Origin of the sequence: Terriglobus sp. TAA 43 (genome assembly GCF_000800015.1) — a bacterium.
Taxonomy (GTDB): domain Bacteria; phylum Acidobacteriota; class Terriglobia; order Terriglobales; family Acidobacteriaceae; genus Terriglobus.
The window spans coordinates 2,464,488-2,481,552 of sequence record NZ_JUGR01000001.1; the positions used below are offsets into that span (position 1 = coordinate 2,464,488).

Annotated in this window: 10 protein-coding genes; 6 read left to right on the forward strand and 4 right to left on the reverse strand. The window is 59.1% G+C overall.

What is annotated here, in order from left to right:
- Positions 1-3: 3 nt before the first annotated feature.
- A complete protein-coding gene (gene gudD / locus M504_RS10560; protein ID WP_047491000.1) occupies positions 4-1,341 on the reverse strand; it encodes a glucarate dehydratase in 1,338 nt (445 codons plus the stop codon).
- Positions 1,338-2,672, reverse strand: a complete 1,335-nt coding sequence (locus M504_RS10565) for an MFS transporter (protein WP_047491003.1) — start codon at positions 2,670-2,672, stop codon at positions 1,338-1,340. Before M504_RS10565 ends, gudD begins: the two co-directional genes overlap by 4 nt.
- Positions 2,673-2,794: 122 nt before the next feature.
- Between M504_RS10565 and M504_RS10570 the strand changes: the two genes are divergently transcribed.
- The gene (locus M504_RS10570) at positions 2,795-5,728 is read left to right on the forward strand and encodes an FAD-binding and (Fe-S)-binding domain-containing protein (protein WP_047491006.1); all 2,934 of its coding nucleotides are present in this window, start codon (positions 2,795-2,797) and stop codon (positions 5,726-5,728) included.
- Here M504_RS10570 and rlmN read toward each other — a convergent pair.
- Positions 5,725-6,894 (reverse strand): 23S rRNA (adenine(2503)-C(2))-methyltransferase RlmN, encoded by a 1,170-nt coding sequence (gene rlmN / locus M504_RS10575; protein WP_047491008.1) that lies wholly within the window; start codon positions 6,892-6,894, stop codon positions 5,725-5,727. The two genes, M504_RS10570 and rlmN, sit on opposite strands and share 4 nt — an antisense overlap.
- Positions 6,895-6,971: 77 nt before the next feature.
- Between rlmN and M504_RS10580 the strand changes: the two genes are divergently transcribed.
- From M504_RS10580 to M504_RS10590, 3 genes are all read left to right on the forward strand, one after another.
- Positions 6,972-9,695, forward strand: a complete 2,724-nt coding sequence (locus M504_RS10580) for a pitrilysin family protein (protein WP_047491011.1) — start codon at positions 6,972-6,974, stop codon at positions 9,693-9,695.
- A 122-nt stretch (positions 9,696-9,817) separates the two neighbouring features.
- The gene (locus M504_RS10585) at positions 9,818-11,026 is read left to right on the forward strand and encodes a hypothetical protein (RefSeq protein ID WP_047491013.1); all 1,209 of its coding nucleotides are present in this window, start codon (positions 9,818-9,820) and stop codon (positions 11,024-11,026) included.
- Between the two features lies 1 nt (position 11,027).
- On the forward strand, positions 11,028-12,509 hold the full coding sequence (locus tag M504_RS10590) for a hypothetical protein (protein ID WP_047491014.1): 1,482 nt from the start codon (positions 11,028-11,030) through the stop codon (positions 12,507-12,509).
- Between the two features lie 64 nt (positions 12,510-12,573).
- On the opposite strand, the gene sthA is transcribed toward M504_RS10590, so the two are convergent.
- On the reverse strand, positions 12,574-13,986 hold the full coding sequence (gene sthA, locus M504_RS10595) for a Si-specific NAD(P)(+) transhydrogenase (protein ID WP_047491017.1): 1,413 nt from the start codon (positions 13,984-13,986) through the stop codon (positions 12,574-12,576).
- A 275-nt stretch (positions 13,987-14,261) separates the two neighbouring features.
- On the opposite strand from sthA, the gene M504_RS10600 reads away from it, so the two are divergent.
- The gene (locus M504_RS10600; RefSeq protein ID WP_232296243.1) at positions 14,262-15,977 is read left to right on the forward strand and encodes a glycoside hydrolase family 28 protein; all 1,716 of its coding nucleotides are present in this window, start codon (positions 14,262-14,264) and stop codon (positions 15,975-15,977) included.
- Positions 15,978-16,141: 164 nt separating this feature from the next.
- Positions 16,142-17,062: a tRNA (adenosine(37)-N6)-dimethylallyltransferase MiaA gene (miaA, locus tag M504_RS10605; RefSeq protein ID WP_052200841.1), complete on the forward strand. Its 921-nt coding sequence runs from the start codon at positions 16,142-16,144 to the stop codon at positions 17,060-17,062.
- Positions 17,063-17,065: the final 3 nt, after the last annotated feature.

Consider the following 17,065-nt stretch of genomic DNA (forward strand, 5'->3'; position numbering starts at 1 on the left):
ACATCAACGAACAAGGCACGCCTTCTTCGGGTCAAACTTCCAATTCGGGATCAGGTACTGCATCGCCGCCGCATCGTTGCGAGCACCTGCAGGCAAGCTGTTATACACGGCATGAGCCTGTTCCACTTGCTCCATATCCACTTCCACGCCCAGCCCCGGCTTGTCCGGCACAGTGAGCAAACCATCCTGAATTCGCAACGGCTCTTTTGTCAGACGTTGCCCGTCCTGCCAGATCCAGTGTGTATCAATAGCTGTAGTGTCTCCTGGCGCAGCCGCGGCGACGTGCGTAAACATGGCCAACGAAACATCAAAATGATTATTCGAGTGTGAACCCCATGTGAGCCCGTGCATCTGGCACGTCTGCGCCACACGCACAGAGCCTTCCATCGTCCAGAAGTGCGGATCAGCAAGTGGAATGTCCACAGAATGCAATTGCAATGCGTGCTGAAGCTGTCGCCAGTCGGTTGCAATCATGTTCGTGGCTGTGGGCAAGCCGGTTTCCTTACGGAACTCAGCCATGATCTCGCGGCCACTGAAACCATCTTCCGCACCGCACGGGTCTTCTGCATACGCGAGTACATCATGCTTGCCACCACACAGCCGCACCGCTTCTTTCAGTGACCACGCACCATTCGGGTCCAGCGTGATGCGTGCTTCTGGGAAGCGTTCTGATAACGCGGTGACTGCTTCTATTTCATCGTCGCCCGCAAGCACGCCGCCCTTCAGTTTGAAATCGCGAAAGCCATAACGCGCATATGTGGCCTCAGCCAAGCGCACGATACTTTCGGGTGTCAACGCTTCTTCATTGCGGAGGCGAAACCATTCTTCTTCAGCCTGATCTTCATTGCGATAAGGAAGATCGGTCTTCGCACGATCGCCGATATAGAACAGGTATCCCAGTACCTCCACCTGCGAACGCTGCCTGCCTTCACCCAGCAAGTCCGCCACAGGAAGGTTTACAAACTTACCCATCAGGTCCAACAGCGCCGCTTCCAGCGCTGTGACCGCATGGATCGCCACACGCAGATCGAATGTCTGCAATCCGCGTCCGCCTGAATCGCGATCTGCGAAAGCTGTATGCACGCGTTGCAGCGTGGTGCGATACGCCGCAATGCTGCTGCCAACAACAATTTCGCGCGACTGCTCCAGCACTTCACGAATCGACTCGCCGCCAGGCACTTCGCCAACACCTGTGTTGCCCGCGCTATCCGTCAGCAGCACCAGATTGCGCGTGAAGAACGGAGCGTGCGCGCCGCTTAAATTCAGCAACATGCTATCCTGCCCCGCCACAGGGACAACGCGCATCTCCGTGATTACCGGCGCGCCTTTCAATTCACTCATCCCGCTCTCCCCTGCAACTGCTCCGGCGTAAACTCCACGCGGCGAATCTCACCCACAATCAGCAGATAACTAATGATGGCTGTCAGCGCCATGAAACCCACATACACCAGCGCCATCTCAAACGATCCAGTCTTTTCGCGGATGTAACCAATAATGATCGGCGTCGTGATGCCCGCGGTATTGCCAATCAGATTGAACAGTCCACCATTCAATCCAATCATGTTCTTTGGCGAGACGTCTGAAATCACCGTCCAGCCCAGCGCACCGAAGCCCTTGCCAAAGAATGCAAGCGCCATCAGCGCCACCACCACAGTGCTGCTATCCGTGTAATTGCAACCGATCATCGTCAGCGAACACAGCATGCCCGCCACAATCGGCGTCTTGCGTGCAATAGTTGCACTCTTCGTTTTGCGCAACAAAATGTCGCTAACCACGCCGCCAAGAATACCGCCCACCACGCCACACAACGCCGGCAGTGCTGCGAGAAAGCCAACCTTTTGCATGGACATGTGCCGTGCCTGGCTCAGGTAGATGGGGAACCATGTGAGGAAGAACCACGTTAGCGCCGTAATGCAGTACTGGCCTATGTAAATGCCTACGAGCATGCGGTTGCTAAGCAAGAGCTTCACGCCAGACCACGTCAGCGTGGACGCACGCTTTGCCGTACCGGAATCCATGGAAGCAAGACCGCCACCAACCTCAATGTGCTCAATCTCAGCCTGGCTGATGCGCGGATGCTCTTTCACGCTGTAGACCGCGCGAAACCACAGCGCACTCAGCAGCAGACTCATTACACCGCCGAGCCAGAAGCACGCCTCCCAGTTGCGCTTGGTCACTAGCCAGCCCATCAGAGGACCGAAGAACACCAGTGCAAAGTACTGGGAAGAATTAAAGATTGCCGAAGCACGACCGCGTTCCGCAGCGGGAAACCAGGCAGCCACGATACGTCCGTTACCCGGAAAGATGGGCGACTGCACAGCCCCCGATAGCAATCGAAGAAAGAACAATGCTCCAAACGCCATCGCAACGGGCAGATATCCCACAAAGCCCGCCGCGAGCGCACAGATGGACCAGCCCACGATGCTGTAGCCGTACACGCGCTTCGACCCGTAGCGATCCAGCAGGCTGCCTGCGGGCAACTGCATCACCACATACGCCCAACTGAACGCAGACAAGAGATAGCCAAGCTTCAGCGCATTCAGATGCAGGTCCTTACTCAATGCCACGCCGACAATCGACAACACCACGCGATCGCCATAACTAAACGAACTGGCGAGGAAGAGCATCAACACAATCAGGTAACGGATCCGCGTCTGTCGCGATGTGATCATGCTGGCTGGAGTTCCTCCGGGTGGACTGCGTGCAGGCACCAGAACTATAGCGGGTGGCACGGACAATTGGCCATGCACGGTGGGAGCGGTAGGATGGCAGCAGGGAGTTCGCCGCCGACGTCATGAGCACCACCTCGCCATTTCCCATCCTTCAGCAAACGCTCTCCGACCCTCATCCCCACGAGCGGTTTTCTGATGCCGCGCGCCTGGAACAACGCCTGCGCGCCACGGTTCAAGGTGAGGTGCGATTCGACGACGCCTCGCGAGCACTCTACGCTACCGATGCTTCGAACTATCGCCAGGTGCCCATCGGCCTCGTCATTCCTAAGACCATCGACGATGTGGTTGCAACCGTTGCTGCTTGCCGAACCTTTGGCGCGCCGGTGCTGTCACGCGGCGGTGGCACCAGTCTTGCAGGCCAGTGTTGCAACGTGGCCGTGGTGATGGATTTTTCCAAGTACCTGAACCACATCGTCTCGCTCGATCCGGATGGCCGCATGGCACAGGTACAACCCGGCATTGTGCTGGATGCACTGCGCGACGAAGCCGAAAAACACGAGCTCACCTTCGCACCTGATCCTGCAACACATTCGCGCTGCACGTTAGGGGGCATGATCGGCAACAACTCTTGCGGAGTGCATGCGCTGATGGGTGGCAAAACCGTCGACAACATCGAAGAGCTAGACATTCTTCTTTACGACGGGACGCGCATGACCGTTGGCCGCACCAGCGAAGAAGAATTGGAACAGATCATTGCTGCAGGTGGCCGCAAGGGCGAGATTTACGCAGGATTGAAGCGCCTTCGCGACATGTACAGCAATCTGGTGCGCGAACGCTTCCCGGATATTCCGCGCCGCGTCTCCGGCTACAACCTGGATCAGCTACTAACGGAAAATGGCTTCAACGTAGCGCGCGCACTCGTAGGCACTGAGGGCACTTGCGTCACAATTTTGGGCGCGAAGTGCGAACTGAAACAAAGCCCGCAGAAGCGTCGTCTCGTCGCACTTGGATTTCCTGATCCGTACATTGCGGCCGATCACGTCCCGAACGTGCTGAAACACAATCCCATCGGCCTGGAGGGCTTTGATGGCCTGCTGGTCGACTTCATGCTGCGGAAGAATCTCGCGGTGGATGACGTGAAGCTTCTACCCGAAGGACGCGGCTTCCTGCTCTGCGAATTCGGCACCAACGACGACGCAGAAGTTGACGCCATCGTGGAGCGCTTCCTGGAAGATGTGCAGACGTTTCCTGTAAAGCCCACCATTGGCCGCTACAGTGAAAGCGAAGCCGCGCGCGTGTGGAAGGTGCGTGAATCGGGCCTTGGTGCCAGTGTATTTGTTCCCGGTGAAAAGAGTGGATGGGAAGGATGGGAAGACTCCGCCGTTCCGCCAGAACATCTTGGCAACTACCTGCGCGATCTCTTCCACTTGCTGCACGAATATGACTACCGCACACCCATGTATGGCCACTTCGGCCAGGGATGCGTGCATCTTCGTATCTCGTTCGATCTGCGCACGCACGAAGGCGCGGAGAAGTATCGATCCTTTATTGATCGTGCTGCAGACATTGTGTTGAAGTACGGCGGCTCATTCTCCGGAGAACACGGCGATGGGCAATCGCGCGCATGCCTGCTGCCAAAGATGTTTGGCGACGAATTGATGCAAGCTTTCCGCGAATTCAAGCGATTGTGGGATCCCACCAATCACATGAATCCGGGCAAGCTCATTGATCCTGTTGCGGTCTATGACGCCATCGACAATCTGCGCATTGGCCCCGGCTACGAAGCCGCTGCAACAAAGACATGGTTCACCTATCCGAATGACGAAGGCTTTGCAGGAGCCACGGAACGTTGCGTTGGTGTGGGTGCATGCCGGCGGCACGATCACGGCACCATGTGCCCCAGCTATATGGCCACGCACGAGGAGAAGCATTCCACGCGTGGCCGCGCCCACCTGCTGTGGGAGATGCTGCACGGCAATACCATCAGCGAGGGCTGGAAGAGCGAAGAGATTCACGATGCGCTGGACCTCTGCCTGTCCTGCAAAGCATGCAAGACAGAATGCCCTGTGAACGTGGACATGGCCACGTGGAAGTCAGAGTTCCTGGCGCACTACTACGAAGGCAAGCATCATCCGCTGGCGCACTATGGCTTCGGATACATGGATAAGTGGGCATCGCTCGCATCGATTGCACCCACACTGGCGAATCTGCCGATGAAGATTGCGCCATTGGCATCGGTTGCAAAGCGGGTGCTTCACATAGCACCGCAACGTGAACTTCCGCAGTTCGCAAAGAGCAACTTCCGCGACGACTTCAATCGCACACACGCATGGAAGCCACAGCAAACCGACGCGATTCTGTGGGCCGACACGTGGAACAACTACTTCCATCCATCCGCGTTACACGCCGCTGCCGATCTGTTGAACGATGCCGGTTACACCATCACCACGCAGAAACGCCACATCTGCTGTGGACGCCCGCTATACGACTTCGGCTTTCTGGATGAAGCCAAGAAGTACCTCCGCCGCGTGCTGGATACCTTTGCCCATGAGATCGATGCTGGAATCCCCGTCATCATGCTGGAACCAAGCTGCGCCACCGTCTTTCGCGACGAACTGCTGAACTTCTATCCGAATGACGAACGTGCAAAGAAGTTAGCAAAGCAAACCATTCTGCTAAGCGAGGCACTCGCACGCAAACAATGGCAGCCACCGCAGATGCCAGACCGCCGTATCGTTGTGCATGGCCACTGCCACCAGAAGACACAGCTCACCATGAAGGACGACATGGCCTTGCTTCAGGCAACGGGAGCACGGATAGAACTGCTTGACTCCGGCTGCTGTGGCATGGCCGGTCCATTTGGGTTTGAGAAGGATAAGTATGAAGTCTCGCAGACACTCGCCGAACGAGTGCTGATGCCCGCGGTACGCGCCGCATCGGAACAGGACATCATCGTCAGCAACGGCTTCAGCTGCCGCGAACAAGTTGCGCAGAATGGCCCTCGCCGCGCTGTGCATCTATCGGAGGTTCTTGCTGGTCGCTGTGGAGGAAACTAAGCGCTGAGTTGTACCAGCGCATCCGCAGGCTTCTCTGGTTCTACAGTGCGCTTCAACTGGCCGCAGGCTGCGTAGATGTCGCGACCACGTGGACGGCGGATGTAGCAGGGCAAGCCGTTCTGGATCAGCGTCTGCTGAAACACATCCACGTCTTCTGGGGTGGGTTGCGTATACGGCATGTCCGGCCCTGGATTCCACACGATCAGGTTTACCTTCGCGTGCATGCCTTTCAGCAACGCAAGAACTTCATGCGCGTTTGAAAGCTGATCGTTGATGCCGCCCAGCATGACGTATTCGAACGTGACCCAGTCGCGCTTGCTCAACGGGATGGTATTCACCGCGTCCAGCAGCTTTTCAATGTTCCATTTGCGCGTGATGGGCATTACCTGTTCACGCACCGTGTCGTTTGATCCGTTTAAGGACAGTGCCAGATTGGGCCGAACCGTCTCCTGCGCAAAGCGGCGAATGGCCGGTTCAATGCCGCTGGTGCTCACCGTCATACGCGACGCAGGAATGCCGATGCCCTCTACGAGCAGCAGAACAGACTTCATGAAGTTGTCGTAGTTCAGGAAGGGCTCGCCCATGCCCATGAAGACAAGGTTGATACGGTCCTTGCCCATCTGAATTTTGTGACGGTTGAGCACCGCCGCCACCTGCCCCGCAATTTCGCCTGCCGTCAGATCGCGCTTGATGCCAAGCTTTGCCGTCAGACAGAATTGGCAGTTCACCGCGCAGCCTACCTGCGACGAAATGCAGATGGTGGAACGTCGATATCCCAGCGGAGCGAGTGCGCCCCAATTCCGCTTATCTAGAAATTTCGCGTCGGCGCGATTGTCGGCGGCCTCTTCGGAGTCGTCAGTATTCTCCACGCCATCGCCATCCGGCATCCAGACGGTTTCCACCGTTTCGCCGTCTTCCATGCGCATCAGGTAGCGCTCGGTGCCGTCCACGGAAACCGCAGTCTGCACAATCTCGGGCATGCCCACTGTGTGTTCCGCGGCCAGCGAGGCGCGCAATTCCTGCGAAAGTGGCGTGATGGCGTCAAAGTCCGTCACACGCTGTTTGTACAGCGCATCGAAGATCTGCCGCGCACGGTAGGGCTTCTGGCCCAGCGTGGCGGCCAGTTCGGTCAATTCCGGAAGCGATTTACCAAAGAGCGCAGACATCGTCTTCTAGGATAAATCCTTTGCACAGTGCGCCGGTTGACCCGTTCGGAGCGGTAGAGTCTAAAGCAGCGAGGTACATGTTCGTTTTGAAAGCACGCACGCCGCTCGTTCTAGCCGCCGTTCTGTCCGTTGCCGTTTCTTCTCCGCTGTTTACCATCGCGCAGAAGAAGCCCGCCGTTGCCAAGCGCGCCTCCACGAAAACGCTGGCAGACGGCCCTAATGTGACGCGTGAAACACTGCCCAACGGCCTGCGCGTGGTGATTGTGAGGAACCGGCTGGCGCCCGTGGCCACGGTGGAGCTGAACATCCTTGCCGGTGGCAACCAGACGCCCGTCGGCTTCCCCGGCACCGCACATGCGCTGGAACACATGGCGTTTCGCGGCTGCACCGGCATGACAGCCGACCAGACTGCGGCCATCTACGCGCGCCTGGGTGGCGACAACAACGCCGACACGCAGGGCAATGTCACCCAGTTTTACGCCACCGTTCCGTCGACTGACGTGGAAGTAGCACTGCGTGCTGAAGCCGCCTGCATGGTTGGTATCGACAACGCGGATCATGAATGGGAGCAGGAACGCGGCGCGATTACACAGGAAGTGCAGCGCGACCTTTCCTCGCCCACGTACAAGCTGATCTCGCGGTTGAATGAAGGCATGTTCGCCGGAACGCCCTACGCGCATGATGCTCTGGGCACCAAGGAAAGCTTTGAAAAGACGACCGGTGCCGATCTACGTGCGTTTTATGACAAGTGGTACGCACCGTCGAATGCCGTGCTGGTCATTGTCGGCGACGTCGATCCCGCACAGACCATGACGCAAGTCCGCGAATTCTTCGGTCCGGTAAAGCGTCGCGAAGTGCCGAAAGAAGCCGCATTTACGTTAAGCCCCGTGAAGACGGAGACCTTTACGCTGGACAGCAATCTCCCTTACACGCTGGCGGTCATTGGCTATCGCCTACCCGGTACTGAGAGCAAGGATTACGCTGCGGCGCAGGTGCTGGCTGACGTTCTTAGCAGCCAGCGTGGTGATTTGTACGCGATGGTGCCCGCAGGCAAGGCCCTGGGTACGCAGTTCGGCATGGCAGGCAGCTATCCCAAGGCCAGCCTCGGTTTTGGCATGGTGGCGGTAGCCAGCGAAGCCGATGCAAAACCCGCGCTGGACGAGATGCGCACGATCCTGAACCGCTACGCACAGGATGGCGTTCCCGCTGACCTGGTAGATGCTGCAAAACGCAGCGAAATTACGGAAGATGCTTTCGGCGCAAACTCGATCCCGGGACTGGCACAGCAGTGGTCGCAGGCTCTGGGTGCGGATCGCAAGAACTCCCCGGCAGAGGCGACGGAAGCCATTAAGCGCGTAACCGTAGCCGATGTGAACCGCGTGGCAAAGCAGTATCTGCTTCATGTGAACACCATGACGGCAACGCTGAAACCCGTTGCCAGCGGCGCGCCCACGGAAGGCAAGGGCTTTGGTGGTGGCGAGAAACTGACCTCAACTCCTACCAAGGAAGTGGCGCTGCCTGAATGGGCGGCAAAGCCGCTGGCAGAACTTCGCCTGCCGCATCCCATGACGTTGCCCAGCGATGAGAAGCTGCCGAATGGCGTGCGCCTGATCGTCCGCACCGATCACACCAGCCCCACCGTAACGCTCACCGGCTCTGTGCAGCACAATGAGGATCTGGACACGCCGAAGGGTAAGGAAGGCGTCGCCGACGTTCTGGAAGAGCTCTACGGCTACGGCACCACGTCGCTGGATCGCATCGCGTTCCAGAAAGAACTGGACGACATTGGCGCAACGGAAGATGCTGGCTTCAGCTTCGGGCTGAAGGTGCTAAAAGAGAACTTCGCCCGTGGCGTGGAACTGCTGGCGGATAACCAGCTTCATCCCGCATTGCCCGCCGAAGCCTTCCCCGTGGTGCAGAAGCAGACGGCAGAGTTGACCGCCGGCAATCTGACGTCGCCCGGCTATCGCACGCGTCGCGCACTTAGCGAAGCTCTGCTGCCGAAGAACGATCCTTCGCTCCGCCAACAGACGCCGCAGACCATCACCGCACTGAAGCTGGACGACGTGAAGAGCTACATGAAGTCCACCATGCGGCCTGACCTGACGACCATCGTCGTGGTGGGTGACATTACACCTGCAGAGGCTCGCGCGCAGGTCGAGAAGGCCTTTGGCGCATGGACGGCAACCGGGCCCAAGCCACAGGTGGACCTGCCTCCCGTACCGCCGAACAAGCCAACGGCCGCAATCGTGGGTGACCCTGAAGCCGTGCAGGATTCTGTCACGCTGTCGCACACGTTGCAGATGAACCGCTTCAGCCCGGATTACTATCCCATGCAGCTTGGCACGTACGTGTTGGGTGGAGGTTTCTACGCCAGCCGTCTGTATCACGACCTTCGCCAAGTGGCAGGCTATGTCTACACGGTAGACGTGAACCTTCGCGCTACGCGGACACGCGCCACATACACCGTGGACTACGGCAGTGAGCCGGTGAATGTCTCCAAGGCCCGCGCACTGGTGGAACGCGATCTGCAGTCGATGAAGACCACGCCTGTTACGCCCGGTGAACTGACGTTGGCCAAGAGCCTGATTCTGCGTCAGCTTCAGCTCAGCGAATCCAGTCAGGCCGCGGTTGCGGGTGCCCTCCTGGCACGTGCGCAAATGGGGCTACCGTTGAACGAAAGTGACAACGCCGCAAAGACCTACCTGGGCCTGAGCGCAGAAGAAGTACAGGCGTCCTTCGCAAGAAATCTGCGTGTGGAAGACCTGGTGCAGGTGGTACGCGGACCGGCACCGCAGTAAGCCGATGGCGGCAATTGCACATGGGACCGTGCAATTGCCGCTTCCTCCTTCGCTTTTCAGCTTTCCATGTTTGATTGCGTCGCTATAGGCTGAATCAACATTCCTGCGAAGGCAACAGAACCATGTCCTCAGCCGCACATCCCTCTTCTCTCATTGGTCTTCCGGAAACGGAGATTCACACCGCGGTGCGCGCCACAGAGTCCGCCACTGTTCCCTGGTACATCTGGACATGCGTCGCCGGGGTCACCTCCGCGTTCATTGGTGGCCAGTGGGATGTCTCGTGGCACCGCTCCATTGGCCGCGACACCTTCTGGACGCCCGCCCACCTGATGATCCAACTCTGCGGCGTGATCGCAGCGGTGGTGGGACTGTACCTGGTCTACCAGTGCACCTTCCGTCGTGAATCGGAACTTGCTGCTTCCTCCGTCAGTGTCTTCGGACTGCGTGCGCCGCTGGGCGTGTTTGTGGCGGCGTGGGGCGGCGTGGCTATGATCACGTCCGCGCCGTTCGATAACTGGTGGCACGACGCCTACGGCCTGGATGTGAAGATCATCTCGCCACCGCACACGCTGCTGATTCTGGGCATGCGCGCAGTATCCCTGGGCGTCTTCTTCCTCATCCTGGCCACTATGAACCGCGCCGCGGACGAGGGGTCGGAGAACTTCGCGCCGCTTCAGCGACTCCTGCTGTACGTGGGCGGACTCACCATCTGCGGGCAAATGTTCTTTCTGCAGGAATACACCACAGAAGTGGCGATGCACCGGGTACTCGCTTACCTCGCCCTGGCCATCGCTGTGCCGGTTGCGCTGGCCATGGTTTCGCAGGCATCGCGCTTCAAGTGGGCAGCCACGACCGCAGCCAGCATCTACACGGTCCTGCTGATCGCAGAAATCCTGATCTTCCCGCTGGTGAAGGCGGAACCCAAGCTCGGGCCTGTCTACTTCCCCGTCACGCACCTGGTTCCCACGAAGTTTCCTGTGCTGATCCTGATTCCGGCATTTGCGCTGGATCTGCTGTGGCAGCGCACGCAATCGTGGAGGCGTTGGCAGGTTGCGCTTGCCTCGGGCTTCCTCTTCATCGCCGTGCTCGTCGCTGTGGAGTGGCCTTTCACGAATTTCCTTATGACACCTGCCGCCGCCAACCGTTTCTTCGGCACCACCTATTTCAGCTTCTTCCAGAACCCAAATAGCTTTGACGTCCGGCGTCAGTTCTTCTCGCCGGACAGCGGCGTCACGCTTTGGATGGGTCTTCTGAAGGCATCGATCTACGCTTCGCTTTCCGCGTGGTGCGGTCTTGCTTTCGGCAAGTGGATGCGTGGAGTGCGTCGTTAAAATGCGTCGTATCATTCTGCTTCTTCTCTTTTGCGTAGGCTTCGTCCTGCCTGCACGCGCACACGTTGGCTCTAAGGATGTCTTCGAGCACGTGCAGGCCGGTCCGTACAAGCTTTACGTAACGGTGCGTCCACCTGACGTCATCCCCGGCGTAGCCGTGGTGGAGGTGCGTGTGTCCGGCGATGCCGTACCCGACACGCTCCGCGTAACCCCCATTCCCATGACCGGCGACGCCAGCAAGCATCCACCGACGCCCGACTCATTGAAGGTCTCCGGTGCTGACGCGAAGTTCTTCACCGGCTCCGTCTGGCTCATGGCTCCCGGCTCGTGGAAGGTGTCGCTTCAGGCGGATGGCCACGCTGGCTCCGGTGGTGCCAGTGTTCCTGTTCCCGCCGTGGCTCTGCAAATGCTGCGCATGAACCGCTCCATTGGAATTGTGCTCGGCGCTCTGGGATTTCTGCTGGTGATCGGTGTCGCAGCCATCGTTGCTGCGGCTGCCCGCGAATCGCGCCTGACGCCGGGAGAGAAGCCATCCACCAGCAACAACCGCCGCGCATGGATTGGCGGTGGCGCGACGCTTGCCATAGCGATCATCGCCGTGTGGCTTGGAGCGAGATGGTGGAACGTGGAAGCTGCGGATTACGCGGAGGCCGTCTACCATCCGCTTTCGCTGACGCCCACGCTTCAGGGTGACAATCTTGCTCTGGCCATCGGAACGGATGCGGCGGACGATCGCCGCTGGCACCGCAAAAATTCCGACCTGGTACCAGACCACGGCCACCTGATGCATCTGTACGCCATCCGCGAGCCCGGCATGGATGCCGTCTTTCACCTGCATCCGGCCCCCGCAGGAGACGGTGAACTGAAGATGGCTTTGCCAGCCATGCCCGCAGGGCACTATCGCCTGTTCGCGGACATTGTCCACCGCAGCGGATTGCCTGAAACGCTCACTTCGACGCTGGATATTCCGACTGATTTTCACGGCGGCGCACTTGCCACGGAAGACGCCTCTGCGGCACCTGCTCCAGTATCCGCAGGCGAACTCGGTTCACAATTCCACCTACCGGACGGTTACACCATGGTCTGGGACAAGCCCGCCTCGCTGAAGTCCGGCGAAGGAACTACCTTCCGTTTCCATTTGCAGGATGCCAGCGGCAAACCTGCCACAGACGTGGTCCCTTACCTCGGCATGGCTGGTCACGCTGCCTTCGTGAGTGACGACTTCTCCACCTTCGCGCATACGCATCCTGAAGGTTCCGCACCGATGCAGTCCATGGAGATTGCCAACGGCGAAAGCGACATGGCCATGCAGAACATGGATTCCATGGCAGGCATGCCCGGCATGAATATGCCGGAAACGCACATCGCCCCTACCGTTGAATTCCCCTACGGCTTCCCGAAGCCCGGACGCTATCGCATCTTCGTCCAGATGAAGCATGGCAGCACGGTGGAAACCGGCGTATTCGACGCCGACGTTCAGTAAATCTCACCAGCAAAGCAAAGGGCATGGCGCAAGCCATGCCCTTTCTGTATCTTGCGAAACCGAACTAGTCGCCGCGACGCAGGCGGTTGAGGCCATTGAACGCTGCCACCTTGTAGCACTCGGCCAGAGTCGGATAGTTGAAGACCGTCTCCACGAAGTAATCGACGTTGCCGCCCAGCGCCATCACAGCCTGCCCAATGTGCAGCAGTTCGCTGGCACCTTCGCCAATGATGTGCACGCCGAGGATCGACTTGTTCTCACGATGGAAGATGAGCTTCAGACGTCCGGTGGTATCGCCGCGAATCTGTCCACGCGCGATCTCACGGTAGTACGCCACACCCACTTCGTAAGGCACATCCTCTTCGGTGAGTTGCTCTTCGGTCTTACCGAGGAAGCTGATCTCAGGAATGGTCCAGATGCCGTACGGGTAGAAGCTGGGGTTGGAGAGGATCGTTTCGTCACCAAAGGCGCGAGCGCCTGCGATGCGGCCCTGCTCCATCGATACCGAGGCCAGTGACGGGAACCCGATCACGTCGCCCACGGCAAATACGGTGGGGCACTTCGTGCGGTAATCCTTGTCCACGGGGATACGGCCACGTTCGTCGGAGTCCACGCCAATGTTCTGCAGCATCAACTCGTCCACGTTGCCCTGACGGCCAACGGCGTACAGCAGCGCATCGCCCTGCACCTTCTTCTTCGATTCCAGGTTCGCAGTCACCGTGCCGTCTTCGTTCTCTTCGACGGACTCCACCTCTTCGTTCAGGCGCATGGTCACGCGACTGTCGCGCAGGTGGTAGCTAAGGGCTTCCACAATTTCCTGATCGGCGAATTCCAGCAGGCGCGGACGACGCTCAATCAGCGTGACGCGCACACCCAGCGCAGCGAACATGCAGGTGTATTCCACACCAATGACGCCGCCGCCCACCACAATCATGGTCTTGGGAAGCTGTTTCAGGTCCAGCACCAGGTCGCTGTTGATGATGGTGTTGCCGTTAATCGGCACCTTGTCGCTGCTGGCCGGCTTGGTGCCGGTGGCGATGATGATGTTCTTCGCCTCGTAGACGTTCGATCCGCGGCTATTGGTCACGCGGAGATGGGTCGGGTCTTCAAAGGAGGCGACGCCGGTAAACATCTCGATGTTGTTACGGGAAAGCTGAGCTTCGGTAACGTCAATTTCGGTCTTGATGACGTGCTGCACACGGAAGGCCAGGTCGGCCATCGTGATGCGCTCCTTCACACGGTAGTTCATGCCGTAGATAGAGCGGTAGTTATAGCCCGAGAGGTGCAGCACCGCCTCGCGCATTGTCTTGCTGGGGATGGTTCCGGTGTTGATACAGGCTCCGCCCACCACTTCGCGCATCTCGACGAGGGCGACCCTCTTGCCGAGCTTTGCGCCGTAAATGGCAGCGCGTTGTCCGGCGGGGCCGGAGCCGATCACGATCAGGTCATACACACTGGCCGACGATGCACTGCTCATTGCGATGGCGCTTTCCTCTGGTTGGCAGGACGCTGCGCGCTCTGGCGGTTCGTTAAACGCTTTCTAGCGAGTGGAAATGTGCCGCCGTTGTGCAGCTCCGCTCGCCCCTGTTCGGTTTTCAGGCTACCACAGCACGGGGGCCGCGTCCGCGCTCCCACTTTCGTCTATCGGCTGGCGGCAACCGAAAGGTTACCGCTTACAGGTTTCGGCATTACCATCATGTCCGCGTCATGACTCTCGCCTAAACTAATGCTGCTTTCCACGCAGACGAGTTTATGGGGATGAAAAACGTGCAGGAGTTTCGTCGTGAGTTTTTGAAGATGGCCGGGTTGGGCATGGCCGGTGGCGCGGTCACACTCGCCGGATCGATGGAGGCGCAGCCGCGTAAGGGAGCTGCCACGGCCGCGCGCGAGGTCTACTATGACGTGCGCCGCTTTGGGGCCACGGGCGACGGCCAGACCATCGACTCACCCGCCATCAACCGGGCTATTGAAGCGGCTGCCAACGCTGGCGGCGGCACGGTGATGTTCCCGGCGGGCGTGTATGCCAGCTACTCCATCCGCCTGAAAAGCAATGTCGCCCTGTATCTCTCACAGGGCGCGACCATTCTTGCCGCCACCGTTCCCATGGACGGCCTGAAAACCGGCGGATACGACGCTGCTGAACCGCAGAATCCGACCATCGAGAAGTTTCAGGACTACGGCCATAACCACTGGCACAACTCGCTGATCTGGGGCGAGGATCTGCACGACATTGGCATCTTTGGTCCGGGATTGATCTGGGGTAAGGGGCTGGCGCGCGGCGAGAAGGCAGAAGTCGACCTGCCTGCCAGCACGTCACCCGGCGTGGGAAATAAAGCTATTGCCTTGAAGAACTGCCGCAACGTGATCCTGAGCGACTTCTCCGTGCTGCGCGGTGGTTGGTTCTGCATTCTGGTGACGGGCGTGGACAACCTGACCATCGACAACCTGAAGATCGATACCAGCCGCGATGGCATTGACGTGGATTGCTGCCGCAATGTGCGTATCAGCAACTGCACCGTGAACTCGCCGCAGGATGACGGCATCTGCCCCAAGAGCAGCTATGCACTGGGCTATCGCCGCGACACCATCAATGTGACCATCACGGGTTGCTACGTCACCGGCGGTTATCAGGTCGGCACCGTACTGGATGGCACGTGGAAGCCGCACGTGAACCCCGTCCGCTTCTACGGTCATGGCCGCATCAAGTGCGGGACGGAATCCAATGGCGGATTCCGCAACATCACCATCTCCGACTGCACCTTCGACACCTGCCGCGGCTTCGCGCTTGAGACCGCCGATGGCGCAAACCTGGAAGACATTACCTTCACCGGCATCACGATGCGCGGTGTGCGTGGTGCACCGCTGTTCCTGCGCCTGCAATCGCGCATGCGCGGACCGAAAGAGATTCCCGTTGGCACGCTGAAGCGCGTGTTGATGAGCAACGTCACCAGCCATGACGCCGATCCCATGCCGAGCATCTTTGCGGGCATTCCCGATCACGCGATTGAAGATGTGAAGCTCTCGGACAGCTACTTCCATCACGCGCCTATTGAGAGTGTTGCCGCAGCCTCGAATGTGCAGATGAGCGCCATCGACAAGGGGCATGCCTCATCCGGTTATGGGCAGGCCGGACCTGCACCGTTGGGGCCCGATGGCATTCCACAGGAACTTCCACAGGGTTATCCCGAACCGAATATGTTCGGCGATGTCCCGGCCAGCGGCCTGTACGCGCGACACATCCGCAACCTGGAACTGACGAACGTGGAGTTCGCCAACCAGTCCACCAGCGACACACGCCCCACCATGCTGCTGGCTGATGCAGACGGTGTGGACCTGTTCCGGCTGCGTCTGCCGCGTCGTCTGCAGGAGAAGCAGTTCCGCCTGCACAACGCGCAGGACTTCCGTCTCTTTGGCTGCCAGTTTTACCGCGACGAGAAAGTGGACCACGCGACGGACCAAACCGTGTAAGGCATACTCCCGCGCGCAAATCCTTCACCGGCTTTATGTTGGTGAAGGATGCAAACAAAGGAACAGGCTCGACTACAACGGCTGCAACTGGCGGCAGCGATCGCGGTCGGCGTAGTCATGCTGGTTATCGTGGTGCTGCGTGCGTGGCGTGGGGGAATGCTGCCGTGAGCACACTTCCTCTGCTGCCCGTCATCGTCGGCCCTACTGCCAGTGGCAAGACGGCACTTTCGCTTGCGCTGGCGGAAAAGCTGGATGGTGAAATCGTCTCCTGCGATTCCGTGGCGGTGTATCAGGATATGGAGCTAGGGACAGCGAAGCCATCGCGAGAAGAATGCGCGCGAGTGCCGCATCACATGATCGACGTGGTGTCACCCAACGTGGAATACACTGCAGGCGAATACGGTCGAGCTGCGCGTGCGGCAGTGCAGGACATTGCCAGTCGCGGCAAAGTCCCCATCGTGGTCGGTGGAACAGGGCTCTATCTGCGCGCGCTGCTGGATGGCTTCAGCCCGGTACCGCAACGCGATGAATCTCTTCGCGACAGGCTGCGTGCGGCAATGGAACGTCGCGGACCATCCGTACTGATGCGTGTCCTACGAAGACTGGACCCCGCTGCAGCTTCGCGGATTCATGAGAACGACCATCCCAAACTGATTCGTGCGATTGAGGTCTCCGTACTTGAAGGCAGGCCGATGAGCGATACGTGGCAAGCCCGCTCCCCTTCACCGCTGGAAGGATTTCGTGTGGTGCAAATGGGGCTGGCTCCGGATCGCGCCGCGCTGTACGAACGCATCAACGTGCGCTGTGCAGCGATGTTTACGGATGGACTCGTAGAGGAAACACGCGGACTGGTGGCGAAGTACGGAACCGATTGTCGCGCATTAGGTTCGTTGGGATATGCAGAAGCACAAGCAGTATTGCGTGGCGAAATGACTGAAGCCGAAGCCATTGAGAAGGCGCAAACTGGCCATCGCAACTACAGTAAGCGGCAGGGTACGTGGTTCCGTCGCGACACACGCGTGCAGTGGCTGCACAGCTTTGGTGGCGATGCGGTGGATGACGCATTGCACTTGCTCGCGATCTAAAGC